This window comes from Nocardiopsis gilva YIM 90087 (assembly GCF_002263495.1).
Taxonomy (GTDB): Bacteria; Actinomycetota; Actinomycetes; order Streptosporangiales; family Streptosporangiaceae; genus Nocardiopsis_C; species Nocardiopsis_C gilva.
Genome location: NZ_CP022753.1, coordinates 5,476,690 through 5,502,557, shown reverse-complemented (window position 1 = coordinate 5,502,557; position 25,868 = coordinate 5,476,690). Strand labels below are relative to the sequence as shown.

Annotated in this window: 17 protein-coding genes and 1 other RNA gene; 10 read left to right on the top strand and 8 right to left on the bottom strand. The window is 70.2% G+C overall.

Features of this window, described 5'->3' with window-relative positions; translation table 11 throughout:
* The first annotated feature begins 31 nt into the window (after positions 1-31).
* The 8 genes from CDO52_RS24005 (at position 32) to ssrA (ending at position 11,977) form a co-directional block, all read left to right on the top strand.
* Positions 32-4,927, top strand: coding sequence for an NAD-glutamate dehydrogenase (locus CDO52_RS24005; RefSeq protein WP_017618718.1), 4,896 nt, complete (start codon positions 32-34; stop codon positions 4,925-4,927).
* Positions 4,928-5,030: 103 nt separating this feature from the next.
* Positions 5,031-5,417 carry a hypothetical protein gene (locus CDO52_RS24000; protein ID WP_017618717.1) on the top strand — a complete coding sequence of 129 codons (387 nt, stop codon included), beginning with the start codon at positions 5,031-5,033 and terminating at the stop codon, positions 5,415-5,417.
* A gap of 34 nt (positions 5,418-5,451) precedes the next feature.
* Positions 5,452-6,573 (top strand): peptide chain release factor 2, encoded by a 1,122-nt coding sequence (gene prfB, locus CDO52_RS23995; RefSeq protein WP_017618716.1) that lies wholly within the window; start codon positions 5,452-5,454, stop codon positions 6,571-6,573.
* 374 nt (positions 6,574-6,947) lie between these two features.
* Entirely contained in the window at positions 6,948-7,637 is a 690-nt protein-coding gene (gene ftsE / locus CDO52_RS23990) for a cell division ATP-binding protein FtsE (RefSeq protein WP_017618715.1), read from the top strand.
* An 86-nt stretch (positions 7,638-7,723) separates the two neighbouring features.
* On the top strand, positions 7,724-8,632 hold the full coding sequence (gene ftsX, locus CDO52_RS23985; protein ID WP_017618714.1) for a permease-like cell division protein FtsX: 909 nt from the start codon (positions 7,724-7,726) through the stop codon (positions 8,630-8,632).
* A 15-nt stretch (positions 8,633-8,647) separates the two neighbouring features.
* On the top strand, positions 8,648-9,112 hold the full coding sequence (gene smpB / locus CDO52_RS23980) for an SsrA-binding protein SmpB (protein WP_017618713.1): 465 nt from the start codon (positions 8,648-8,650) through the stop codon (positions 9,110-9,112).
* A gap of 22 nt (positions 9,113-9,134) precedes the next feature.
* On the top strand, positions 9,135-11,108 hold the full coding sequence (locus CDO52_RS23975) for a penicillin-binding transpeptidase domain-containing protein (protein ID WP_017618712.1): 1,974 nt from the start codon (positions 9,135-9,137) through the stop codon (positions 11,106-11,108).
* Positions 11,109-11,604: 496 nt separating this feature from the next.
* Positions 11,605-11,977: a transfer-messenger RNA gene (gene ssrA / locus CDO52_RS23970) on the top strand.
* Between the two features lie 165 nt (positions 11,978-12,142).
* Here ssrA and CDO52_RS23965 read toward each other — a convergent pair.
* On the bottom strand, positions 12,143-13,741 hold the full coding sequence (locus CDO52_RS23965; RefSeq protein WP_026125804.1) for an ABC-F family ATP-binding cassette domain-containing protein: 1,599 nt from the start codon (positions 13,739-13,741) through the stop codon (positions 12,143-12,145).
* Between the two features lie 298 nt (positions 13,742-14,039).
* On the opposite strand from CDO52_RS23965, the gene CDO52_RS23960 reads away from it, so the two are divergent.
* A complete protein-coding gene (locus tag CDO52_RS23960; RefSeq protein ID WP_017618710.1) occupies positions 14,040-14,237 on the top strand; it encodes a hypothetical protein in 198 nt (65 codons plus the stop codon).
* Positions 14,238-14,291: 54 nt separating this feature from the next.
* Here the strand turns inward: CDO52_RS23960 and CDO52_RS23955 are convergent, their stop codons facing one another.
* The 6 genes from CDO52_RS23955 to nagA form a co-directional block, all read right to left on the bottom strand.
* Positions 14,292-14,606 carry a hypothetical protein gene (locus CDO52_RS23955; protein WP_017618709.1) on the bottom strand — a complete coding sequence of 105 codons (315 nt, stop codon included), beginning with the start codon at positions 14,604-14,606 and terminating at the stop codon, positions 14,292-14,294.
* Positions 14,607-14,769: 163 nt separating this feature from the next.
* Positions 14,770-15,804 carry an aminotransferase class V-fold PLP-dependent enzyme gene (locus CDO52_RS23950; RefSeq protein WP_094932723.1) on the bottom strand — a complete coding sequence of 345 codons (1,035 nt, stop codon included), beginning with the start codon at positions 15,802-15,804 and terminating at the stop codon, positions 14,770-14,772.
* A 22-nt stretch (positions 15,805-15,826) separates the two neighbouring features.
* Positions 15,827-18,661 (bottom strand): stealth conserved region 3 domain-containing protein, encoded by a 2,835-nt coding sequence (locus CDO52_RS23945; RefSeq protein ID WP_017618707.1) that lies wholly within the window; start codon positions 18,659-18,661, stop codon positions 15,827-15,829.
* Positions 18,658-19,734, bottom strand: coding sequence for a hypothetical protein (locus CDO52_RS23940; RefSeq protein ID WP_017618706.1), 1,077 nt, complete (start codon positions 19,732-19,734; stop codon positions 18,658-18,660). Before CDO52_RS23940 ends, CDO52_RS23945 begins: the two co-directional genes overlap by 4 nt.
* An 81-nt stretch (positions 19,735-19,815) precedes the next feature.
* Positions 19,816-21,681, bottom strand: coding sequence for a stealth family protein (locus tag CDO52_RS23935; RefSeq protein ID WP_033300167.1), 1,866 nt, complete (start codon positions 21,679-21,681; stop codon positions 19,816-19,818).
* Between the two features lie 762 nt (positions 21,682-22,443).
* Entirely contained in the window at positions 22,444-23,601 is a 1,158-nt protein-coding gene (gene nagA, locus CDO52_RS23930) for an N-acetylglucosamine-6-phosphate deacetylase (RefSeq protein WP_017618704.1), read from the bottom strand.
* Between the two features lie 492 nt (positions 23,602-24,093).
* Here nagA and CDO52_RS23925 point away from each other — a divergent pair, with 492 nt between their 5' ends.
* On the top strand, positions 24,094-24,612 hold the full coding sequence (locus CDO52_RS23925; protein WP_017618703.1) for an NADPH-dependent FMN reductase: 519 nt from the start codon (positions 24,094-24,096) through the stop codon (positions 24,610-24,612).
* 164 nt (positions 24,613-24,776) lie between these two features.
* Here the strand turns inward: CDO52_RS23925 and CDO52_RS23920 are convergent, their stop codons facing one another.
* Positions 24,777-25,679, bottom strand: coding sequence for a hypothetical protein (locus tag CDO52_RS23920; protein ID WP_017618702.1), 903 nt, complete (start codon positions 25,677-25,679; stop codon positions 24,777-24,779).
* Positions 25,680-25,868 lie beyond the last annotated feature (189 nt).

The following is a 25,868-nucleotide window of genomic DNA, read 5'->3' as shown; positions in this document are numbered from 1 at the left end:
CCCGACGCTCACAAAGGAGTGAGATCGCGACATGTCCGGGCAGTCTGACGCCATACAGGACCAGTTGCTACGCGATGCGGCCACACAGTGGACCCACGCTTCCCCCGGCGGTTTGACCGAAGACGACGACACGAGCCGGATCGAGCGCTTCCTGCGCCTCTACTACCGGCACGTCGACCCCGAAGAGCTCAAGGAGCGGAGCCCCGACGAGATCGTCGGTGCCGCCCTGTCCCACCGCGGCCTCGCCGAGAACCGGGTCCAGGGTCGCGCGAAGGTGCGTGTCCACACGCCCACCGAGGACAGGGACGGCTGGGAGATCGGCCATACCGTGGTCGAGATCGTCACCGACGACGCCCCGTTCCTGGTCAACTCCGTCACCATGGAACTCGCGCGCCACAGCATTGGCGCGCACCTCGTCGTCCACCCGCAGCTGCGCGTCCTGCGCGACCTCAGGGGCGAGCTGCGCGAGATCGAGCCCGCGGACACCGACGGCGACCTCCTCCCGATCGCCGAGTCGTGGATCCACGTCGAGATCGACCGCCAGACCGACTCCACCGTGCTCAAGCAGCTGGAAGCGGATCTGACGCGCGTGCTCACCGACGTCCGCTACGTGGACGAGGACGGCGCGAGGATGCGCCGACGCGCCACCGCCCTCGCGGACGAGATCACCGCACGCACCTCCGCCCTCGTCGCCGGAGGCATCAGCGAGCAGGAGATCGCCGAGAGCGCCGAGTTCCTGCACTGGGTCGCCGACCGCCAATTCACGTTCCTCGGATTCCGCGAATACGCGCTGGTCAGCGACGAGGAAGGCCGCGAGGCGCTGAGCCCGCAGGCCGGAACCGGACTGGGCGTGCTGCGCATGGACACCCAGCTGTCCGGCAGCTTCGCGGCGCTGCCCGCCGAGGCCCGCGCCAAGGCGCGCGAGCCGCACGTGCTGGTGCTGACCAAGGCCAACTCCCGGGCCACCGTCCACCGCCCCAAGTACCTCGACTACATCGGCGTCAAGAAGTTCGACGACCAGGGCCGGATCGTCGGCGAGTACCGCTTCCTCGGCCTGTTCACCCACCAGGCCACCACGACGAGCATCGCCGAGATCCCGATCCTCAAGCGCAAGCAGGCCGAGGTCCTCGACCTCGCCGGGTTCGCCGCCGACAGCTACGACGGCAAGGACCTGATCGAGATCCTCGAGGGCTTCCCGCGCGAGGAGCTGCTGCAGACCCCCGTCCCCGAGCTCTACAACATCGTGCTGGGCGTCCTGCGGCTGCGCGAGCGCCGCGGCAGCAAGCTGTTCCTGCGCCGCGACCCCTACGGGCGCTACATGTCCTGCCTGGTGTACATGCCGCGCGACCGCTACACCACGCAGGTCCGCCTCGACATCCAGAACGTGCTGGCCAACGCGTTCCACGGCGCCACCATGGAGCACAACGTCATGGTCGGCTCGGCCCCCTTCGCCCGCCTGTACCTGGTGGTGCGCGCCGAGCGCGGCCGTCTGCTGGCCGACGTCGACCACGCCGCGCTGGAGGCCGAGGTCGTCAAGGCCACCCGCTCCTGGGACGACGACCTCCTCGTCGAGCTCACCCAGCGCTACGGCGCCGACAGCGCCACCGAGATCGCCGGGCGCTACCGCGAGGCCCTGCCCGAGGGCTACAAGGTCGACACCTCGGCCACCACGGCCGTCGACGACATCGGGCGGATCGACTCCCTCACGGACGGCCAACTCGCCGTCAACCTCTACCAGTCGGCGTCGCAGGACCCGTCCGACTGGCGGTTCAAGGTCTACCGCAAGGGCGACCCGATCTCCCTGTCCAAGGTGCTGCCACTGCTGGAGCACATGGGCGTCGAGGTCGAGGACGAGCGCCCCTACGGCATCACCGCCCCGGGCGCCGACCGCGACGGCGGCGGGCGCGCGTGGATCTACGACTTCGGCCTGGCCCCCATCCAGGACGCCGTGCAGGTCCCGGTGGACCGGATGAAGTTCCTCTTCGAGGACGCCTTCACCGCCCTGTGGGAGGACCGCGGCGAGTCCGACGGCTTCAACGCTCTGGTGCTGCGCGGCGGGCTGACCTGGCGGCAGCTCACCATCCTGCGCGCCTACGCCAAGTACCTGCGCCAGACCGGGAGCACGTTCAGCCCCGCCTACATCGCCGACGTGCTCGTCGCCAACGTGCACATCGCCAACCTGCTGGTCCGCCTCTTCGAGTCGCGCTTCGACCCGCGCCACTCCGACGGCCGCACCGAGCGCTCCGAGGCCATCACCGAGGAGATCAACGGCGAGCTCGACCTGGTGGCCAGCCTCGACCAGGACCGCATCCTGCGGTCCTTCCTGGCGATGATCCAGGCCACCCTGCGCACCAACTACTTCCAGTACGCGGCCGACGGCGAGAGCGACAAGCCCTACCTGGTCTACAAGCTCGACCCGCAGGCCATCCCGGACCTTCCGGCCCCCCGGCCCAAGTTCGAGATGTACGTCTACTCCCCGCGGATGGAGGGCGTGCACCTGCGCTTCGGCTCGGTCGCCCGCGGCGGGCTGCGCTGGTCGGACCGCTTCGAGGACTTCCGCACCGAGATCCTCGGCCTGGTCAAGGCGCAGATGGTGAAGAACTCGGTGATCGTCCCCAACGGCGCCAAGGGCGGCTTCGTCTGCAAGCGGCTGCCCGCCGGCGGCGACCGCGACGCGATCATGACCGAGGTCGTGGCCTGCTACAAGCAGTTCATCAGCGGCATGCTCGACGTCACCGACAACCTTGTCGAGGGCGCCGTCGAGTACCCGCGCGACGTCGTCCGCTACGACGCCGACGACTCCTACCTCGTCGTCGCCGCCGACAAGGGCACGGCGACCTTCTCCGACATCGCCAACGGCATCTCCCAGGAGCGCGGCTTCTGGCTCGGCGACGCGTTCGCCTCCGGCGGGTCCGTCGGCTACGACCACAAGGCCATGGGCATCACCGCCCGCGGCGCCTGGGAGTCGGTCAAGTACCACTTCCGTGAGATGGGCGTGGACGTCCAGAGCCAGGACTTCACCGCCGTCGGCATCGGCGACATGTCCGGCGACGTGTTCGGCAACGGGATGCTGCTCTCCGAGCACATCCGGCTGGTGGCCGCGTTCGACCACCGGCACGTCTTCCTCGACCCGAACCCGGACGCCGCGCGCGGCTACGCCGAGCGCCGCCGCATGTTCGAGCTGCCCCGCAGCACCTGGGCCGACTACGACGAGTCGCTGATCTCCGAGGGCGGCGGGGTCTACCCGCGCACGGCCAAGTCGATCCACATCACCCCGCAGGTCCGCGAGGCTCTGGGGATCGGCCCGGACGTCACCTCGCTCACCCCGTTCGAGTTGATCCAGTGCATCCTCAAGGCCCCGGTGGACCTGCTGTGGAACGGCGGCATCGGCACCTACGTCAAGGCCAGCACCGAGACCCACGCCTCGGTCGGCGACAAGGCCAACGACCAGGTGCGCGTCGACGCTCCCGAGCTGCGCTGCAAGGTCATCGGTGAGGGCGGCAACCTCGGCCTCACCCAGGCGGGGCGGATCGAGTTCGCGCTGGCCGGGGGCCGGGTCAACTCCGACTTCATCGACAACTCCGCCGGTGTGGACACCTCCGACCACGAGGTGAACATCAAGATCATGCTGGACCGCGAGGTCCGGGCCGGCCGCCTGGCCAAGGACGAGCGCGACGAGCTCTTCCTGAGCATGACCGACGAGGTCGCCGACCTCGTGCTGGACAACAACTACGCGCAGAACGTCGTGCTCGCCGCGGCGCGCAAGCAGTCCAACGGCATGCTCCACGTCCACCAGCGCTACATGCGCGCGCTGGAGCGCTCAGGGCAGCTCAAGCGCAAGCTGGAGAACCTGCCCGACGACAAAGCCATCGCCGCGCGCCGCTCCAGCGGCCAGGGCCTGACCGGGCCGGAGTTCGGCACGCTGATCGCCTACACCACGATCACCCTCAAGGACGCGATCGCCGACTCCGACCTGCCGTCCGACCCCTACCTGCGGGACACGCTCACCGAGTACTTCCCGACGGCGCTGCGCGAGCGGTTCGCCGACGCCATGCCGGACCACCCGCTGGCCCGCCAGATCATCACCAACCAGGTGGTGAACGACATGGTGAACCGCTCCGGCTCGACCTTCGCCTTCCGGCTCAACGAGGAGATCGGCGCCTCGGCGGACGACATCGCGCGGGCCTACCTCGTCGTGCAGGACGTGTTCGGGCTCCGCGACTTCTGGCGGGCGGTGGAGGATCTGGACCACAAGGTCGACGTCGCCACCCAGCTGGACATGCTGCTGGAGGCCCGCAAGCTCGCCGAGCGTTCGGCGCGCTGGCTGCTGCAGAACCGCACGTCCCTGTTCGACCTGGGTGAGGAGATCGCGTTCTTCGCCGAGGGCGTGGCCGCGATCGTGCCGCAGCTGTCCGAACTGCTCAAGGGCCGCGACCTGGCCGCGTTCATCGAGCGCCGGGACAGGTTCGTCGCGCGTGGCGTCCCCTCGGAACTGGCCGAGCAGGTCGCCGCGATGGTCCCGGCCTATTCCACCTTCGACCTGGTGGAGGTGGGCCACCGCACCGGGCGCCCGCTGCGGGAGGTCGCCGAGGTCTACTTCGACCTGGCCGACCGGCTGCAGATCTCCCGGCTGCGGGAGCGCATCATCGCGCTGCCGCGTGACGACCGCTGGAACACGATGGCGCGCTCGGCCGTGCGCGACGACCTGTACCGTACGCACGCCGACCTCACCGGCCGGGTGCTGGAGTCCGGCCGCACCGGTGAGTCCGTCGACGCCATGCGCACGCAGTGGATGGAGCAGAACAAGGCCACGCTGGACCGCGCCGGGCAGACCCTCTCGGAGATCTGGGAGACCGAGCGCTTCGACCTCGCCACCCTCTCGGTGGCGCTGCGGTCCGTCCGCTCGCTGGTGAGCTCCGCGGACTAAGGTCCGGAACCCGAAGCACCGGGGCCGCGTCCCACGTGGGGCGCGGCCCTTTTTGGTGTCGGTCGGAGGCCGCGCCTGGAATGTCGCAGAGAAGGTGCCTGCTGTGTCCCACTCTCCTGAGCTGGAGGGGGAGGAAGCGGTGCTCCCTGCCGCCGCCCACGAGGGTGCCGCCCACTTCGGGCCGGGTGACGACGGGACACCGAAGCTGGTCAACGCCCCGCTGGACGACAGGTACTTCCTGATCGCCGCGATACCCGGGGCACCCGGACTGATCGTGATGGTCGTGGGGCTGGTGCTGTTCCTCAGCGGGCGCAAGGCGCGCACGAGGTCGCTGGCCGGAGCCTGGTCCCGGCTCCGCGCGCCGCGACCCCGGCGGGCGGCGGTCCCCGGTCCGCACGAGCGCCGATCGGGGGCCGCCGCCCACCGGTGCGGATCGGCGCCGACCTGGATCGCGGCGGTCCGTGTCGGGGCGGCGCACCCCGCTGTGTGAAGGACGGCGTCCTATACGCCCTAGACTTGGGCACGTGGCAGACCAAGACCCCGCAGAAAAGATCAAGGAACTCTCGTCGACCCTGGCGAGCGTGGAATCCGTGCTGGACCTCGACGCCAAGAACACCGAGATCGAACAGCTGCGCGAGCAGTCTGCCGACCCCGAGCTCTGGAACGACGCCGAGAACGCCCAGAGGGTGACCCGTCGGCTCGCCAACCTCGAGTCCGTGGTCACCAAGGTCGGCAACATTCGCCAGCGCCTTGATGACCTCAGCGTGCTCTACGAGCTGGCCGCCACGGAGGACGACTCCGACGCCCTGGCCGAGGCCGACAACGAGCTGGAGTCGCTGCGCAAGGACATCGGCGAACTCGAGGTCCGCACCCTGCTCAGCGGCCCCTACGACGAGCGCGAGGCCCTGGTCACCATCAACGCGCAGGCCGGGGGGATCGACGCCGCCGACTGGGCGCAGATGCTGCAGCGGATGTACCTGCGCTGGGCCGAGCGCCACGGCTACCCGACCGACATCTACGACACCTCGTATGCCGAAGAGGCGGGGATCAAGTCGACGACGTTCGCCGTGAAGGCGGCGTTCGCCTACGGGACGCTGCGCGGCGAGCACGGGACGCACCGGCTGGTCCGGATCTCGCCGTTCGACAACCAGAGCCGTCGGCAGACCTCCTTCGCGGGTGTGGACGTCGTGCCGGTCATCGAGCAGAGCGACCACATCGAGATCGACGAGAGCGATCTGCGGATCGACGTCTACCGGTCCAGCGGTCCGGGCGGACAGGGCGTCAACACCACCGACTCCGCGGTGCGCATCACCCACCAGCCCACGGGCATCGTCACCTCGTGCCAGAACGAGCGCTCGCAGCTGCAGAACCGGGCGACGGCGATGTCGATGCTCCAGGCCAAGCTGCTGGAGCGCAAGCGCCGCGAGGAGCAGTCCACGATCGACGAGCTGCGCGGCGACAGCGCCAGCAGCTGGGGCACGCAGATGCGCAACTACGTGCTGCACCCGTACCAGAGCGTGAAGGACGCCCGCACGAACGTGGAGTCGGGCAACCCGACCGCCGTCCTGGACGGTCAGATCGACGACTTCATCGACGCGGAGATCCGCTGGATGCGCAGTCAGGAGAACGGGGACGCGCAGGGCTAGCGGGGCGCGTGTGGCGGATGTGACGGATGGGCATCCGCTGCGGCCCGCGGGCGGGAAAATCTCCCCCTCGCGTCGCGTTTGCGACAAAACGGGTATATGTGAATGTTATAGGTGGTTGACGCTTCCGATATGCTCGGACGTGCTGTCCTGCGCGGACAGTCGGGGCCAGCGGGCCGTAGGGGGGAAAGCGGCGTCTGATCGCCCGCCCGGACGTCCTCCAGTTGTGGGCGGCGGTGTGAGGTCGCACGTCGATCTGGACATTCCGGGTTGCGATCGCCTCTACACTGTCGATTGGCCCCGTGGCCGGTACTGCCCTGCGCGGATGTGAACATCCGTCTGGGTGCCCCTACCTCCGAGAACCTTGTGATGCACCTGTGATCCACTTCGATAACGTCACCAAGGTCTACGCGACCCAGAAGCGCCCGGCTCTCGACGGCGTTTCCCTCGACGTGGACAAGGCAGAGTTCGTGTTCCTCGTCGGTCCCTCCGGGTCGGGTAAATCAACGTTCCTCAGGCTGGTCCTCAAGGAGGAGAAGCCCTCTCAGGGCAGGGTCCACGTCGCGGGCAAAGACCTCGCGCGCCTGTCCAACTGGAAGGTCCCGCACCTGCGGCGCCGCATCGGCTGTGTCTTCCAGGACTTCCGGCTGCTGCCGAACAAGAACGTCTTCGAGAACGTCGCGTTCGCGCTGGAGGTCATCGGCAAGCCGCGGCGGTTCATCCGCAAGGTCGTGCCGGAGGTCGTCGAGCTCGTCGGCCTCGAGGGCAAGTCCACCCGTATGCCCGACGAACTGTCGGGTGGTGAGCAGCAGCGGGTCGCGATCGCCCGGGCGTTCGTCAACCGGCCGCAGATCCTGCTGGCTGACGAGCCCACCGGCAATATCGACCCCGCCACGTCGATCGGCATCATGAAGGTGCTCGACCGAATCAACCGCACCGGAACGACGGTCGTGATGGCGACCCACGATGCCGCGATCGTCGACTCGATGCGCAAGCGCGTCATCGAGCTCGAAGAGGGTGTCGTCGTCCGGGACCAGACGCGCGGCATCTACGGCCAGGCCTACTGAGCCGACTGACCAGCCGGGTCGGCCATGCGTCCCCCGCTGGCCGTAGCAGCGCGGCGAAGCCCCTAAGGATGGACCCTTAACACATCATGCGAGCACAATTCGTACTTTCCGAGATCTGGATCGGCCTACGCCGCAACCTGACGATGACCGTCGCGGTGATCATCACCGTGGCCATCTCGCTCGCCTTGTTCGGTGGCGGTCTGCTCATGATGCAGCAGGTCTCGCAGATGCGCGGGTACTGGGACTCCCGTGTCTCCCTCACGGTCTTCATGTGCACGAAGAACGCGCCGTCCGCGGCCTGTGAGGAGAGCGGCGAGGCCACCAAGGAGCAGCGCACCAAGGTCGAGTCGAGCCTCACGTCGCTGCCCGAGGTCGCGGACGTCAAGTACGTGACCCAGGCCGAGGCGTTCAAGGACTTCCAGGAGCGCTTCTCGAACAACGAGGCCATGAGCGACGCCGTCCGCGAGGGCGACATCCCGGACAACTTCCGCGTGCAGCTGAAGGACCCGGACCAGTACAGCAAGGTCGCCGAGCAGGTCCGGGGCGCCCCCGGGGTCGAGTCGGTCTCCGACGACCAGCAGGTGCTGGAGAAGTTCTTCGGGCTGCTCGACGGCCTGAAGTGGGGCGCGCTCACCGTCTCGTTCATCCAACTCGGCGCCGCCGCGCTGCTGATCGGCAACACCATCCGGCTGTCGGCCTACAGCCGCCGCCGGGAAACCGGAATCATGCGGCTCGTCGGTGCGTCGAACTTCTATATCCAGCTTCCCTTCCTCTTGGAAGGCGCCATCGCGGGTCTGATCGGTGGTGTCATCGCCTCCGGCTTCATCGTCGCCGCGCGCTTCTTCCTCCTGGACAAGGTCGAAGACTGGTTCGCGTTCCCTGTCGCGCTGTCGACCGGTTCGCTGCTGTACGTCATCGGCGTCTCGCTGATTCTGGGCGTGCTGCTGTGTACCGTCGCGTCGTTCCTGACGCTGCGGCGCTACCTCAGGGTGTAACTAAGGAGAACTCCGGTGCCACGGGAGAAAGGGCGCAAGGTCATCGCGCAGAACCGGCGCGCCCGGCACGACTACCACATCGACGACACCTACGAGGCGGGCCTCGTGCTCACCGGTACCGAGGTGAAGTCGCTGCGTGCCGGCCGCGCGTCCCTCACGGACGGGTTCGCGCACGTGAAGAATGGAGAGGTGTGGCTGGAGAACGTCCACATCCCGGAGTACGCCCACGGGACCTGGACCAACCACGCCGCTCGTAGGCCGCGTAAGCTTCTGCTGCACCGCGAAGAGATCGCCAAACTGGTCGGCAAGACCGAGGAGGCCGGCCGCACCCTCGTCCCGCTGTCGCTGTACTTCAGCGAAGGCAAGGCCAAGGTGGAGTTGGCGCTGGCACGCGGTAAGCGTTCGTACGATAAACGCCGTGACATCGCCGAACGCGAGGCGAAGCGTGATATCGAGCGTGCGCTGCGCCGTCGGCGCTGAGGTGTGAACGAAAGGATCCAGGGTGACTCCCCCTCCCCTCCGCCGGTTCCTTGCCGCGGGCACCGGTGTCGCCATGGCGGCCGTGATGACCGCCTGTGCCACCCAGCCCAGTCCGGAGGTCGCCGTCCGCACCTTCCTCCTCGACTGGCAGGCCGGTGAGTACGAGGCCGCCGCCCGGCAGACCACCGGGGACGTGGAGGAGGTCGCCGACTCCCTGGAGCGGGCGCACCGCCAGCTCGACCTGGCCGCCCTGCGCTTCGGGCTGGGGCGCATCCGGCAGAACGGCAAGGGAGCCACCGCCGAGTTCGAGGTCCAGGCCGACCTCGGTATCGGTGACCCCGTGTGGAAGTACACCGGGGAGATGTCGCTGGGGCGCGGTGCGGGCGGGTGGAAGATCGCCTGGTCCCCGAGCGTGATCCACCCCGAGCTCGGCGAGGGCGAGCGGCTCGCCGTCAGCTACGACGTGCCCGACCGCGGCGAGATCTTCGACCGCAATCACGAGCCGCTGGTCAGCGAGGATGAGCTGATCGCCTTCGGTGTCGTCCCCGCCGAGCTCGACGGCATGAAAGAGGGCGTGGGCGCCCTGGCCAAGGTGCTCGGCGAGGACCCCGACCCCATGCTCGACCGGGTCAGATCCGCGCCGCCCGAGGAGTTCCAACCCCTGGCGCTGCTGCGGAAGAAGGACGTCAAGGAGTCCGTCGTCCGCAAGGCCAAGAAGATCTCCGGCGTCGAGACCACCGAACTCACCATGCCGCTGACCCCCACGATGGCCAGCGGCGTCATCGGCGAGGTGGCCGGTACCGCCGAGCACAACGTCTCCTCCCGCGTCGTCAGCACCTACCAGGCCGGCGACACCGTCGGCCTCAACGGCCTGCAGAACGTCTTCCAGCAGCGTCTCGCCGGCAGCGCGACCACCGAGGTGGTGACCGTCAACCAGAAGGGCGAGCAGACCGGTGTCCTGAAATCGTGGCCCGGTACGCAGAGCGGCTCACTGACGACCACCCTCGACTCGACGGCGCAGGGCGTCGCCGCGACCTCCCTGGCGCAGCTGCCCGGCGCGGGCTACCTGGTCGCGCTCGACGCGCGCACCGGGGAGGTCCTGGCCGCCGCCGGGAACCCGGACGACCTGGGCAACGACGGCGCCTTCACCAAGGAGTACGAGCCGGGCGAGGCCTTCACCATCGTCTCGGCCGCCGCCGCGCTGGAGTCCGGCGCGGCCAAGCCCTCCGCGACCGTGCCGTGCGAGCCCGAGACCAAGGTCGGCGACCGCACCTTCGCCACCCCCAACAACGGCGGGCTGTGGGAGCCGAACTTCACCAGGGACTTCGCCTTCGCCTGCACGACCGCGTTCGCCGGTCTCGGCGAGGGCGTGGGCGGAGCGGCGCTGGAGTCCGCCGCGGCCGATTTCGGTATCGATGGCGACTGGCGGCTCTCGGTTCCCACCTACAACGGCGAGTTCACCGCGCCCGAGTCGGCGGGCGACACCGCCGCCGCCATGGTCGGCCAGGATCAGGTCACGGTCAGCCCGCTGTCGATGGCGCTGGTCGCCGGGGCGGTCGCCGACGGCTCGTGGCGCGCCCCGCGCCTGGTGCGCGATACCGATCAGGGTGAGCCGGGTGCCTCCCACGACCTGCCCAAGGAGACGGTCAAGCAGCTGCGCGAGATGATGCGCGCCGCGGTCGTCGAGGGAGGCGCCTCCCGCGCCAACCTCGGCACGGTCCCGGTGCACGGCCAGGCGGCGTCGGTCAAGCAGGACGTCGGCGGCAAGGAGACCGCCGTGCAATGGTTCGTGGGTTACCAGGGCAACGTGGCGTTCGCCGTGGTGGCCGAGGTGGACCCGGCGATGGAGTGGGACCAGTACGCGATCAGCGCGGGCAGCGGGTTCCTGCAGAACCTTCCCTACGGCTACGTCGAGGACCCGGGCGCGACCGCGGACGGCGATGCCGGCGGTGCGGCCTCGGGCGGCGCGGGCACACCGGGCGTCCCCGGGGTCTGAGCAGGTCGGACGGGTCGGCACCGGCCGACGCTCGCCCCGACGGCCCCATCCGAACCGGTCTGGCGCCGTCCGTGACGTGACCGTAAGTCACCCCAGGTCAGGGGCAACCCGCGCGAGTCAAAAACGCGTCTTCCCTAATGACTGGGAGGCCGTAAAGGGGGTTGCGGACACCAGTCCTAGAAGGCGGGACCTCGTCTCGGGGGAGGTCCTGCTGGATGAGAGGCCGGCCCGACCCTGCCGGCCGCCCTCGCGGGTAGCGTCGATGGATCCCGTCCGCACCCGCGGGGGTTTCTCATGTTCGGGGGAAGGGTGCCCGCGGAGGCCGCGCGTTCCGGTGCCGGACCTCCGATGACGCGGCCGGTGTATCAGGGACATAACGGATGGCGTGGCCGGGAATCGGCTTGGCCTTCGAAGCGTTCTACCTGTAGCGTTAGAGCACAGGGACCACTGCGGTGGTGCCTGCCTGCGGGCCCTCGGGCCTGTTGATAAATCCACAGGGGGTGATCGGTTTCGACTTCGGTAGTCGTTTCAGGGGAAGCGGGTCGAGGGTTGCGTTTGTGACCTCGTTAATCCTGCATCGCATTAAATATCAAGTGCCAATTCTAAGCGCACTGAGTTCGCTCTCGCTGCCTAAGCGATAGCGTCTCTGTCGGCCTGAGCTCGTCCTCGGCCCAGTGTCCGGCATCGTTCAGAGGACTCACCGCTCGGATCAGGCCACGGGGCCCGAGCGGGACACTTACGTGGCTGGGCTCGTCAGCGACTTGTTCGTGAGAGCGCTGGAGCCGAGTAGAACGGCAGCACGAACTGCACCCGGAGAAGCCCTGTTGCGGTGCTGAAGGACGCGGGTTCGATTCCCGCCACCTCCACTTTCTTCGAAGAGCCTCTGTCCTCCGCACGCGCGGAAGGTCAGGGGCTCTTCGTGTTGTGGCGCGCCACAGCGCCACCGACCGGATCTCCACAGGTAGGCGAATACCAACAGCGGCGCGAACACTTGGAGGTGATCGCGCCGCTCGCTGCGCCGCCCACACGCGGAATCAGGCGAGGGAGACCAGCTCGTGGTACTCGTCGTTCCACAAGTCTTCGACGCCGTCCGGCAGCAGCAGCACGCGGTCGGGGCGCAGTGCCTCGATGGCGCCGTCGTCGTGGGTGACCAGGATGACGGCGCCCCGGTAGGAGTCGATCGCCCGCAGGATCTCCGTGCGTGACGCCGGGTCGAGGTTGTTGGTCGGCTCGTCGAGCAGCAGGACGTTGGCCTCGGAGCACACCAGGGTCGCCAGCGCCAGGCGGGTCTTCTCCCCGCCCGAGAGCACCCCCGCTGGTTTCTGACTGTCGTCACCGGAGAACAGGAAGGACCCCAGCATCAGCCGCGCTTCGTTGTCGGCGAGATGCGGGGCGGTGTCGGTCAGGTTCTGCAGGACCGTGCGGTCGGGGTCCAGCGTCTCGTGCTCCTGCGCGTAGTAGCCCAGCCGCGCACCCGTACCGTGCCGGACCTGTCCGCTGTCCGGACGCTCCTGACCGGCCAGAATGCGCAGCAGCGTCGTCTTGCCCGCGCCGTTGAGTCCGAGGATGGCGATCCGCGAACCCCGGTCGACCGCGACGTCCACCCCCGTGAACACCTCGTGCGAGCCGAAGGACTTGGACACCGACTCGGCGGTCAGCGGGACCTTGCCGCAGGGCGGCGGGTCGGGCAGGCGCAGCCGCGCCACCTTGTCCGCACGGCGTTCGGGCTCGACTTCGGCGAGCATCCGGTCCGCCCGGCGGATCATGTTCTTGGCCGCCACCGCCGTCTTCACGTTGCTCTGCATCTTCCCGGCCTGCGCGCGCAGCTCGTCCGCCTTGCGCTGCGCGTTGACCCGTTCCCGGCGCCGTCGGCGGGCGTCGGTCTCGCGCTGGGTCAGGTAGGTCGTCCAACCGACGTTGTAGACGTCGATCGCGCTGCGGTCGGCGTCGAGGTGGAACACCCGGTTGACCGTGGATTCCAACAGGTCGACGTCGTGGCTGATGAGCAGGAACCCGCCGCTGTGCTCCCGCAGGAACCGCTGCAGCCAGCGGATCGAGTCCGCGTCAAGGTGGTTGGTCGGCTCGTCCAGCAGCAGCGTGCCGTGTCCGCCGAACAGCAGGCGGGCCAACTCGACCCGGCGGCGCTGCCCGCCGGAAAGACTGGCCAAGGGTTGGCGCAGGATCGTGTCGGACAGCCCGAGGTTGGCGGCGACCTGCGCGGCGTCTGCCTCGACCGTATACCCGCCGCGCGCGAGGAACCGGTGCTCGGCACGGGCGTAGGCCCGCATGGCCTTCTCCAGCTCGTGGCCCTTGGCTTGGGCCATAGCCGCCTCGGCCGCCCGGAGGCCGCGGACCGCCTCGTCGATGCCGCGGGCGGACAGAATCCGATCGGCGACGGTGCCCGATGCCTCATCGTCCCGAGGGGACTGCGGCAGGTACCCGACCGAGCCGGTGCGGTGGATCTCGCCTCCGGCGGGTGTGGTCTCCCCCGCCAGGACTCGGACGAGCGTGGTCTTGCCCGCGCCGTTGCGGCCGACGAGCCCGACCTTGTCTCCGGGGGAGATGTGGAAGCTCGCGTCGTCGAGCAGCAGACGGGCGCCGGCGCGCACAGAAACATTACTTGCGGTGATCAAAAAATTACTCCCGGATCTGACTCAGGACACACTGGTGCTACGGCAGCGAGGTCCTGAGCTAATAGATCCGGGAGTTGGACATGTCGGGACGCTACATCGGAAACGGGTCGTTCCGCACACGGTTTTTCTCGGTCGGCGGCCCCTGGTCCGTATCCGTGGTGTGCGCGTACATCCTTCGACGGACCGCGGAAATCGGCTGCCGGGAGGACGACTCCCGGCCCGCCGTCACGCGATCATGGGGCCCTCCGGCGCCGAGCGGTGCCGCAGCGGGGTGCATGACGAGTGAGGGGGAGCGGCCGTGCTCGAAGTCATCGGCATCATCGTCCTGATCCAGGGCGTCCTGGGGTTCGTCGGCCCAATGTTCTTCGACAAGGACATGGGCCTGCTCCACCTGTGGTTCGACCTCCCGCCGGTCGCCTATCTGGGCATCGCCGTCCTCGGCGTGGTGGTGACGGCCGCCGGTCGGGCACTGCGGTCCTCGGGGCCCACCTCCTGAAACGGAGGCGGACACCCAGGGCCGCGGTTCTGCGGTTCGGTGGCGGTGGCGCGGTCAGCGGTCGATCGTGCCGACCAGCCAGGCGATCTTCTTCGCGGTGAGCGAGATGCTGTCGCTGTTGCCCATATAGACCCCCGACGACGCGATGAACGCGTGGTCGCGCGTGCGGCGTTCGCAGGCGACGTCCTCGATGGCGCAGTCGGAGTCGGGGTTGCTCACCCGCAGGAACGGCGCGGTGTCCTCGATGATCCGCGCCCACACACCGTAGCCGGTGAGTGCGGCGGCCAGCCGGGACAGGTGGAGCCGTTCGGTGGAGCGTGGTACCGCGGTAGGCGCGGGGCAGGGCCGGCTGTACTTCGACTGGGCCATGACGGCGTCCTTCCGGTCGGCGGATGACGTGCTCTGACGGCCATTGTCACTCCAAGTATTGTTGTGAATCCGCAACATGACCACGACACGCCGGACGCCGATCTCAACCCCCTGCAGTGCGGGGGATCCCCCACCCGGTGTTTCGCTCACCCCAATCCGGCGTTCAGGCGAGAGCCTTGGCCGCAGTGTCCGCGTCCTCCTCCGTCGAGTACAGGTGGAACGCGAGCCGCACCCGGCCGCCGCGCTCCGCCGCCCGCACACCGGCCGCGCGCAGCCGCTCCCCGGCGTCCGGGTCGTCCACGGCGACGATGGGCGAGTCACCCGGCGGCAGGCCCAGCCGGTCCCGGAACCGGTTGGCGACGGCGAGGTTGTGCGCGCGGACCGCCTCGACGCCGATGTCCTGGAGCACCCGCAGGGACTCGGCGGCGGCCACCGCCGCGAACCAGTTCGGGGAGGCGTCGAACCGGGCGGCCCCCTCGGCCAGGACCATCCGCGAGGTGTAGAAGGACGCCATCGGATCCGCCGCCGCGCTCGGCCCGGCGCCGGTCGGGCGCACCCGGTCGCGCAGGCGGGGCGACAGGTGAGCATAGGCCAGTCCGCGCGGCGCCATCAGCCACTTGTAGGCCGAACAGACCACCGCGTCGAAGCGGGTGGCGTCCATCGGACACCACCCGGCCGCCTGGGTGGCGTCGGTGACGACCAGAGCGTCGTGGCGCGCGGCGGCGCCCAGGATCTCCTCGACCGGGGCGACCTCCCCCGTAGCGGACTGCACCAGGCTGAACGCCACCACCGCGGTGGCATCGTCGATCGCGTCGGCCAGCCCGGCCAGCGGCACCACCCGCACCTCCACACCCCGGTCGGCGTGGGCCATCCACGGGAAGACCGCCGAGGTGAAGTCCCCCTCGGGCACCACCACCCGCGCGCCATCGGGGAGGGACGCCGCGATCACGCCCATGAACTGCGATGTCGTCGTGCCCTGGGCGATGTCGTCGGGCGTGGAGCCGATCAACGCTGCGAACCGGCGCCGCGCGTCCTGGGCTGCGGCTCCCCAGGAACTGGGGTCCCCGGTCGCGGTCCGCCAGGCCTCCATGGCCTCAGCCAGAGCCCGGTGCGCGGTGTTCGGCGGGATGCCGTACTGGGCGGTGTTGAGCCAGACGGAGTCGAGCGACCAGAGTCGCTGGGCTGTGCGCACATCCATGCGCAAGAGCCTGCCAGAGCGGTCATCCCGCGTCCTCGACGGGGGCGGCGTCCAGCTCCCAGGGCGCGGCCAGGGGGAAGTATCCGCGCAGGAATGCGCGGATCATCCGGGCCTGCTCGGCGCGCGGGACCGAATGCGGCGTGGAGTCGGTGACGCAGAAGACATCGCGGTTGCGCCCGCCGAGCAGCTGGGTGAGCTTGACGTGCTGCGCGGGGTCGCCCACATCGACATAGGCGTAGACGACGGTGCCGGGCACCGCGCGTCCGGTCAGGTAGGCGTAGTGGTGGTGCAGCGACGACGGGATCGAGAGGTCGGTGTGGGAACGCAGCCGGCTGGCGGCGGTCGCGGCCACCTCCTCGGGGAAGCACGTGTCGATCTCGGCGAGCACCGAGCGCCGCAGAGCGTAGGGCGCGTGGCGCAAACCGTGCGTGAGCGAGCGCTGGAAGGTGCGTTCGAGCAGCGCCCGGTTCTGCTTCGCGGCGGCGACATGCGCGGGCTCGTCGGGGCTCGGCGCGTCGAACGGGACGGCCGTGGGCGACCAGAAGAACTGGGACGTCCCGTCGGGGTGGAAGAAGTGCCCCGGCCGCAGCGTGCGCCCGAGGAAGAAGTCGTCGTTGAAGTAGAGGAAGTGCTCGCTCAGGCCGTCGACGTGGTGCAGCTGCGACTCGATGGCGTGGGAGTTGAACGTGGGCAGGGCGCCGCGCTCTCCGAACAGCTCCCGGTGCGGGACCACGGTGATCCGGTGGTGGAACGCGTCGAGCCACGGCGGCACCTGGCCGTCGGTGACGACGTAGATGTGCCGGATCCACGGCGCGAACATGGCGATCGAGCGCAGTGAGAACCGGAGCTCGTCGGCGCTGGTGAACCGGTGGTCGTCGGTGGCGTCGGCGGAGACGACCAGACCGTAGTCGGCGAGGGTGGCCTCCCACCGCTCGCGCCACTTGGGGTCGGCGCCGTCCACCCACGTGTAGACGGCGTCGATGGGGAACCGCACATCGTTCGGCAGGCAGCGGGTGAACGGTTCGTAGGTGGCGTAGTCGCGGTCCTGGACGCGCAGTGTCGCCTGGCGCATCGCCTCCAGCGGGATCCGGTCGCCGATGTCGGTCTGCCCCGGACCCGCGTACCCCGGGAGGTCGGCGTCCCAGGTCCAGAACTCCAGGTCGGCCGCGTACGCGGCGCCGTAGCGCAGCGTGCGGCCGGGCGTGATCCAGGGGTGGTACACCCGCACCCCGCAGATGTCGGTCAGGCTGGCGGCCATGCTCGCCAGCACCGGCTGTGGCAGGTGGCCGCGCGGTTTGAGCGGGCGTACGTAGACCGGTGCGTCGGCGTGGACCGACGCCAGGGAGTCGAGCGCCGCCTCGCGCACGTCGGCGGTCACCATGACGCGGTGCCGCTGCCCCTCGTCGCGCAGCAGCGCGTAGGGGACGCCCGCGGCGTCGAGCGCCTGGACGACCAGGTCGAGGTTGGCGCGCAGCGCGTCTGCGGGCATCAGGTCGTCGCGGACCCCCGTGACCTGTCCGCCGGAGCGGACCAGCCCAGAGTGCGCGCGCAGCAGCCGCGCCTCCTCGGCCTGCAGGTTGGGCGCCTGTGATCTGGTCTGCTCCCAGGGCAGCGCGCGGAACACCATGCCGGTGTGCGCCGTGGCGGCGGCGTGCCGGGCGGCCCTCTCGGTACGGGCGTGGGCGCGGTCGGCCGATGGGATCTCCGCCAGGTCGGTGTAGAGCCCCTCCCAGCGGGCGGTGACGTCCTCGGTGGAGAACCTGCTCAGCCCCTGCAGCGCGGCCTGGCCCATCTCGTGTCGGAGGTCGTCGTCGTCCATCAGCTTGGCCAGGGCCACGGCCAGCCCGTCCACGTCGTCGGCGGGGGCCAGCAGGCCGTCGACGCCGTGCCGGACGACCTCGGCCGGGCCGGTCGGGCAGTCGTAGGCGACGGCGGGCACCCCGGCGGCGAAGGCCTCGGTGAGGACCAGGCCGAACGCCTCGATGTGGGAGGGGAGCAGGCAGATGCTCGCCTTGGCCCACTCTTCCGAGATCGCGGGAACGGTGCCGAGGAACTCCACGCGGTTGTGGAGTTCGTGGGCGTCGGCCAGGGAGCGGAGCTTGCTCATGTCGGGGCCGTCGCCGCAGATCCGCAGCGTCCACCCGGGATGCTCGTCGGCGACCTGGGCGAAGGCCAGGATCGCGTGGTCCACCTGCTTCTCCTGGACGAGCCGCCGCGCGACCAGGATCGTCCGGCTGTCCAGGGAGGAGCGCGGCTGGAACCCGGCGGGGACGGCGTTGGGGATGGCCTCCAGGCGGGGCGCGGCCGTCCCCAACGACTCGGCGAACCAGGATCGGGTCGGCTCGGTCAGTACGACCAGCGCGTCCAGCAGCGGCGCGCAGGTCAGCAGCGGGCCGCCGCTGGCTTCGCGCAGTTCGGAGATGCGGTGCTCCTGGCCGACGGTGACGGCGTCGGCCGGGGCGAGCCGGGTGACGAGCGACATCAGCGCGGGCGTGGTGCTCACCAGCACGTCGGTCCGCAGGCGGGGCAGGGCGTGGCGCAGCTCGATGTCGGCGAGTCGGCTGAAGGCGCCCTCCCAGCTCGTCGGAATGAGCTCGCTGGGTGCCCGGGACAGCGCCTCGCACTCGCTGTCCTCCAGCCCGGTGTCGCGGACGGGGCGCTGGGTCGGGCGGCGGGCGTCGATGAGGTAGCGCAAGGGCACACGCGGGTCCAGGGCGAAGAACGGGGCGTCCTCGGTGCGGAAGACGCTGAGGATCTCCACCTCGTGGCGGTCGGCCAGGGCGGCGGCCTGCGAGAATGCGGCCACTTCGGTGCCGCCCATGGCGTCGCCCCAGGTCAGCAGGTAGGTGATCTTCATGGTCGGACTCCCTGAGGTAGCGGGGTCAGCGCGATGGTGAGCGTTCCGGCGTCGGTGTAGTAGGGGCGGAGCAGTACGGGCGGCCCGGTCTCGGGGAACACGGTCTGGGCGGGTACGCGCAGCACAGCGCCCGCCGAGCGCAGATCGGTGTCGGGGCGCCCGGCCCGGAGCGTCCCGTGGGACCGGGTGTGGAACCGCAGCTCCCAGCGGAGCTCGGAGCGTGCGACCTCGGCCAATTCGGGCACCGGTAGATCCACGGTGAACGCGATGCCCCGCGATCCCGGCTGAACCTCCAGGCGCACCTTGTGGGCCGAACCGCCGCCGCGCAGCGCGACATCGGCGTCCATGGCGTGGATGTCGGGGAGGTCGAGCAGTTCGCCGGTGACGCGTGCCCGAGTGGGGCGGACCAGCACGGACCGCACCTCCGCCGCCGCCCGCGGCGGCGCGACCGACAGGGCCGCGGCGCCGGTCGCGGTGCCGACGAGCGCGAACCGGGCACGGGTCTGCGGACACGCGCGTGCCTGCCCCGCAGGACGGTCCTGGGCCGCCCCGGTGGCCCGCGGGAGCGTCAGCGCCACCCGCAGGGTCTCCTCCGGGTAGACCGCCACCAGCCGGACCCTCCACCGGCCCGCGGCCAGCCGGACCTCGGCGGGGTCGGTCTCGCGCGCCGGCCCGCCCCCACTGCGGGGATCGGCGGCGCCGGGCGGTGCGGCGATCCCCGCGGACCCGTGATCGGGGCGCAGTCGCACGGTGGCCTCCACGCGGTCACGCCCGTCCGGGTCGGGCAGCACCCGGGTCAGGGCGGCCACACGTCGGCCGCCCGCCTCGAACTCGATGTGGACGCTCACGGCACCGCCGCCGGGCCGGGGCAGGACAGCGGACAGGTTCAGCGTCTGCCCGTCGAGGATGGACAGGTGGTCGGAGCGGGCGCGGAAGCGGGCGAAAAAGCGGTCCAGATGGATGATCCCCCGACGCACCCGACGCATGAGCCGGGACGCGTGCCGGTGCACCGTGCGGGCCGCACGGACGGGGCCGCGCAGATGGCACAGTGCCAGCATCTGCAGCCAGGCCACCAGCGGAGGACGCCGGTCCGGCCGCGGAGATGCCGGCGCCCGACGGACGGTGCGGTCAGCGAAGCCCGGACGCATGGACGATCACGCGGCTTCGGATCTCGACGGGGCGCGCTCAGCGCCGCCGCCGTGCTGACGCCGCATCTGCGCCGGGATGTCGGCCGGCGCCGTGCCCAGCTCCAGGGAACCGGGGAACGGGAAGTAGGACTCCAGGAACGCGCGGACCTGCCGGTCGATGGCGGCCGCGCGGACCCCGGCGGCGTCGGCGCCCCCGACGGCAGCGCCGCGCGCGGGACTCGTGGTGTCGTTGATACAGAAGGCATCGAAGGGGCGGCGCTCCTCCAGGGCGCGCATGCGGGTGGCGACCCCCTCCGGATCGGCCAGGTTCATGTACGTGTAGTCGATCTCGCCCTCGACGGCGCGGCCGGTCAGCAGCGCGTAGTAGTGGTGCAGCGACGAGGCCATGGACACGTCGCCGGGCTGCCGGAACCGGGAGGCCGTGGTCCGGGCGATCGGGATGGGGAAGCGCGCCTCCAGATCGAACATGACCGAGCGCAGCTGCGGGATGGGCGTGTGCTTGAACTTGTGGGCGGGGAACCGGGCGAACGCCCCGCGGATCAGCTCGCGGTTGTTCTTCGCCGCCCCGTCCACCGGCTGGTCGTCGACGCGCGGGATGCCGAGCCCGAACTGGAACGGGGAGGGGAACACCTTGGCGATGCCGTTGCCGTGGAAGAACGTGCGGGCGGACACGTGGCGCCCGAAGAAGACATCGTCGTTCAGGTACAGGTAGTGCTCGCTCAGCCCCTCGATGTGGTGCAGCCGGGTCTCGATGGCGTGCGAGTTGAAGACGGGCAGCACGGAGTGGTCGTCGAAGATGTCGCGGTGGTCGATCACGCGCACCCGGTCGGAGGAGGCGTCGAGCCACGCGGGGCACTGGCCGTCGGTGACGATGTAGATGTTGCGGACGAACGGCGCGTACATCTCCAGGGAGCGCAGCGAGTAGCGGAGCTCGTCGCGGTCCACGTAGCGCGAGTGCGATGCCGCCGTCGGGTTCAGCGCGCCGATCCGGCTCAGATGGTGGTCGCGCGCGGCCGTCCACTGCGGGTCGGCACCATCGACCCACGTGTAGACGACGTCGATGGGAAAGGTGACGTCATCGGGGAGCCGCCGGATGAACGCGGGGAAGGTGGGGAAGTGGCGGTTGCCGATCCGGACCCGCTGGGGTCGGCGCTCCTCGGCGGGCAGGACCTCGCTCACCCGGTTGCGGCGCGGGGCGATGAGCGCGTCGCTGAGCACTGTCTCGGGGGCGACGACGCGCAGCGCCTTCAGGACCCGGTCGCGGCCGGGGTCGTCCAGCACGCTCCGGCCGGTGCGCCAGAACTCGATGACGCACCCGTGCTCCGGCCCGACGACGGCTCTGTCGCCCCCGGCCGTGATGTAGACGCCCACGCGGATGGCCCCAGCCGAGTAGAGGCGCCGTAGACCGCGCCGGTCGGCGAGCGGCCGCAGAAAGTCGAGAAGTCCACGGCCGATGGGGGCGGCGTACACCCCGTCGCGGCCATAGCGCTCCGCGAGCGCCGCCACCACGCGCTCGCGGTGGTCGGCGTCGACGCCGATGGTGTATTCGCGCTCGGACAGACCGCGCACCAGGAAGTAGTCGACGCCCTCGGCGTCCAGCACGTCGACGCAGCGCCGCAGGTTGGAACGCGCCAACCGATCGGTGGACAGGGGCCCGTCCCAGACACGGGCCAGCACGGCGCGTCCCTGGAACACGGCGGGGTGCAGCCGGGGGTTGTCCCGGAGAAGTCCCCACCAGCGCAGCGTTAGCGGCATGAGCAGCACGGAGACGGGCAACCGCCGGGTGACCACCGTCAGGATGGCCCGGACGGCCGGCTTCAGCCCCTGCCCGAACGCGACGCGGACGGTCCGGTAGGTGTTCAGCAATGCCATCGTCCCCCTCGGCCATGTCCGTACGTGGAGTCATGCGGAGTCGCGAGGGGGCCGCGAATCCGAAATCATTGCCGTATGCGATCAGATTATTGCGCAGCGCGACATTTCCTGGCGGTGGACACGCCGTAAGGCGGCCAAAAAGGCACATGACGGGATACGCCGCCGACGCCCCGCTGTGAGCGGGCTCCCGCGGTGATCACGGCAAGGGGCGCGATTGTGCTTGTTTCGTCGTGAATAAGCCCGTCATCACCGCCGGGCGGGGCCTGGTGCGGAACCAGGGTCTGCTGGGCGGCCTTGTCTGCGAGGATCTTCCCGGTGTCCTTGGGTGAAAAGCAGCACCGAGGGCGGAGGGGGTTGGGCGCCCTTCATCGTCTCCCGGGCGGGCCATGCGGGCGGCCCGGAAGTTGGGTTGCGGGCCGCCGGGTGTCGGGTATGCCCGGTTTGTCCTGGTCGGCGCAGGGTGGATTCGTTGATCTCGGGAAAGTGCGCCAAAAAACCGCTGGAATTTGGCTCGCTTTCCCGAGATCAACGCAGGCGCGGACATAACGGGCATGCAGCGAGTGTTTTCCCGCCCCGGGGCACCGTGCGCCCACCCGCCGGACGACCGGTGTCCCCAACCCCCTCCGCCCTCGGTGCCGCTTTTCACCCAAGAACACCGGAGAGACAAAAGCGAACAAGGCCGCCCAGCAGACCCCGGATCCCGACGCTTCCAACGCTGTTCCCGCGCGGAGCCGCGATTCTGTCTGTTCGGACGGACACTCCTTACAGGGGCCGTGCCCAGGAGCCGCGGTGCATGGTGGCGGCGACGGTGAGGTCCGCGTCCAGGAGCAGCAGGTCGGCGTGGTTACCCGGGGTCAAGGAGCCGACTCCGGGCAGCCCCAGGGCGCGGGCGGGGACGGCCGAGGCGGAGTGGACCGCGGCCTCGATGCCGACGCCGTGGACGTTGTGCACGGCCTGGCGGATCGCGTCGGGGAGCACGATGGTGCTGCTGGCGATCGCGCCGGTGGAGACCAGGGTCGCCTGGCCGTCGCGGACTCGGACCCGGAGCTTGCCGAGGGTGTACTCGCCGTCGCCGAGGCCGGTGGCGTCCATGGCGTCGGTGACCAGGGCGACCCGGTCGGCGCCCGCCGCGTCGAACACGACCTGGGCGGCGCCCGGGTGGACGTGCACGCCGTCGTTGATCAGCTCGACGGTCACCCGCTCGTCGTTGAGTACGGCGGCGATCGGACCCGGGTCGCGGTGCCGTAGCGGGCGCATCTGGTTGTAGAGGTGCGTGGCCACGGTCGCGCCCGCGTCGATCGCGGCGCGCGTCTGGGCGTAGTCGGCGTCGGTGTGGCCGATAGCGGCCACCACCCCCTGGGCGGTGGCCGCGCGGATCAGGTCGAGCGCTCCGGGGAGCTCGGGCGCGACGGTGATCATCTTGATGTGGCCGCGCCCGGCCTTCACGATGCGGTCGAACTCGGCGAGGTCGGGGTCGCGCAGCAGCGCGGGGTCGTGCGCGCCGCACTTGGACGCCGAGATGTAGGGGCCCTCCAGGTAGATTCCGGGGATCTCCCCCGCGTCGGCGACCTCCGCCAGGGCCGCGACCTGCCGCAGCGTGTCCTCGGGGGAGGCGGAGACGAGGCCGCCGACGACCGCGGTCACGCCGTGGTAGCGGTTGAACTCGAGGACGGTCATGATGCGGTCGGGGTCGGCGGCGGTGAACGCCGCACCGGCGCCGCCGTGGATGTGGATGTCGACCAGGCCGGGCAGGACCCACCGGCCGCCGACGTCGATGGGTGAGCCACCGGGGCGCGGCGGCTCACCTGTGCCGAGGTCGGTGATCCGCGCGCCTTCGCACCGCAACCATCCGACGCGGACCCCCCGCGGGGTGACCAGCCGTGCGTTGGTCAGCGTCGTCTCGGTCGCGCCCTGGCCCATACTCCACGCCCTTCTGTGCCCGATCCCACACTCCGTGCCGTTCGGGGAGCCGTCGTCGCCCACGGCCCTCGGGAATCCCCTGGAGAGCCGGGGCATCGCGCGGCCGCGCCCGGGTCCGGCGTCGCGGTGAGCGGGTCGCCGAATCCTCTGAGACGACGACAAATCCGCCCATCACGCATTGACGATAGCGCTCCGTCCGCTCATCATGGGGTCATGTCCGCCGGTGAGCTGCTCGTCCAGCGCCTGCATGTCGATCTGAGACAGCAGGCCAGCGCACTCTGTCGTAGCTAACGTGCCTCCGCAGGCCCGTTCTTCGGTCCTGCCCTGGGAACTGTCGTCCTTCTCCCGTTCCCGACTTAGCCACCGCTACCGGCAGACACCCCCTGCGCGTACGCACATAGTCGTGCGATCTCTCCCGCATACGGCGGTCTGCCGGACCGACCCCACATGCGCTTCACGGTCCCCGCGGACCGTTCTCACCAGGAGAATCCCATGACCCGTTTCACCGTGCTCGTCGCCGATCCGCATCCGCGCTCCGCCGTCCGCTCCGCCGCCGTCCGCACCGCGGAGGCCATCTCCTCCCACACCGGCATCACGGACTCCCCGAACGTCATCGACCTCGCCGAACTCGGCCCGGCGCTGCTGGCCGCCGACACCGGCGCCGACGTCTCCGCGGCGCTGCGCGCGGTGAGCGAGAGCGACGTGCTGCTGGTCTCCTCGCCGCAGGCCCACGGCAGTTACACCGGGCTGCTCAAGGTGTTCCTGGACCGGCTGCCCGAGCTCGGGCTCGGCCGGGCGGTCGCCGTGCCCATGGCGGTCGTGGACGACCTCCGCAATGGGCGCAACATCGAGGAGGACCTGCGCGTCCTGCTCTCGGACCTCGGGGCGTGGGTCGCCGAGCCGGGGCTGCTGCTGACGCGCGGCGAGCTGGCCGACCCGACGAACGTCATCGAGGCCTGGGCGGGCGTCTCCGCCCCGGCGCTGCGCGACGCGGTCGCCGTCGCCGTCTGACGCCGCCCGGCACCCTCGCGCGCCGGCTCACGCCGCCCGCTCCGGGGATCCAACCGAAGCGAATCGGGCCTGCCCCTGGTCTGGGGCAGGCCCGATCGCCGTTGGAGCGGCGGGTGGGGCGCCGGTCCGTCCGGATCAGCGGGCACCGGTCGACCCGCCCCCTCCTAGTGGGCCCCGGCCTCCGTGCGCAGCCGGGTGGTGTCGGCCTCCGCCTCGGCGACGTTGCCGCGCACCAGGACCACGACGGCGAGGGTGAGGACGAATCCGGCGACGCGCAGCGCGAGCACCAGCGGGTCGGACGGCAGCTGCTCCGCGAAGATCAGGGTCCCCAGCACCACCATGAACACGTTGCCCACGACATTGGCGACGGGAGCGGTGATCGACGCGCGGGAGCGCTGCAGCGACGTCTGGAACAGCACGATGCCGACCGCCCAGCCGAACGCGTAGAGGTAGGGGAACGGGGAGAGCAGGGCGGGGACGATCGCGTCCGTGAGCCCCCGTTCGACGAGCAGCCCGCCCAGGCCCTTGCCCTGCAGGCCGGCGACGCCCTGGGACAGTCCCGCAGCGGCGCCGATGGCCGCCGCCGAGATGTAGCGGCCGCGGCTTCCGGCCAGTGTCATCGCTCCGACGCAGGCGATGACCGTGCCGACGCTGATGATGAGCAGCGCGGGCATATGCGGCGTGGTCCCGGTGGTGCCGCCGTCGCCGAGGGAGAGGCTGAGCAGGAGCAGCGCGACGGGCATGAGCGCGAGCGCCACGCGCTCCCCACGGGTGATGGGATCTCCCAGGATCAGGGTGATGACAAGCAGCATCATGGCGATGCCACCGGCGAAGGCGGGCTGCACCACCGAGACGGGGGCGAGTCCCAGGGAGACGATCAGGCCGACGCTGCCGAGCGCCGCCAGGACGCATCCGCCCACCCAGCGCGGGTTGCCCAGCAGCACGCGGGCCAGGTGCAGCGGGCGGTTGAGGCTGATGCCCGGCGCGTGGTGGAGGGCGCGCTGTTCGATGGTCAGCCCGATCGTGTAGATCGCGGCCGAGAGGAGCGCGGCGATCAGACCTAGCACGCACTGCCGCCTTTCCTAGGGATCTGCGAGGGATGACCGGAGCAGGGGGACCGACAGATGCGCCGTGTAGAACGTGTTGCCCACACGCTGACCTGCCCGGAGCGCGGCAGTACGCTGCCGCTAAGCTCACCACCATCTGGACGTGTTCGGATCGGTGCGGGGTGCCAATTCCGATCCGTGTTGACCCAG

Bases quoted from the DNA above. Each gene is read 5' to 3' on its own strand.
- CDO52_RS23950 (WP_094932723.1), bottom strand. From the start codon at position 15,804: ATGGATGTGCGCACAGCCCAGCGACTCTGGTCGCTCGACTCCGTCTGG.
- nagA (WP_017618704.1), bottom strand. From the start codon at position 23,601: ATGGGCCAGGGCGCGACCGAGACGACGCTGACCAACGCACGGCTGGTC.
- CDO52_RS24005 (WP_017618718.1), top strand. From the start codon at position 32: ATGTCCGGGCAGTCTGACGCCATACAGGACCAGTTGCTACGCGATGCG.
- CDO52_RS23945 (WP_017618707.1), bottom strand. From the start codon at position 18,661: ATGAAGATCACCTACCTGCTGACCTGGGGCGACGCCATGGGCGGCACC.
- ftsX (WP_017618714.1), top strand. From the start codon at position 7,724: ATGCGAGCACAATTCGTACTTTCCGAGATCTGGATCGGCCTACGCCGC.
- CDO52_RS23925 (WP_017618703.1), top strand. From the start codon at position 24,094: ATGACCCGTTTCACCGTGCTCGTCGCCGATCCGCATCCGCGCTCCGCC.
- CDO52_RS23955 (WP_017618709.1), bottom strand. From the start codon at position 14,606: ATGGCCCAGTCGAAGTACAGCCGGCCCTGCCCCGCGCCTACCGCGGTA.
- CDO52_RS23935 (WP_033300167.1), bottom strand. From the start codon at position 21,681: ATGGCATTGCTGAACACCTACCGGACCGTCCGCGTCGCGTTCGGGCAG.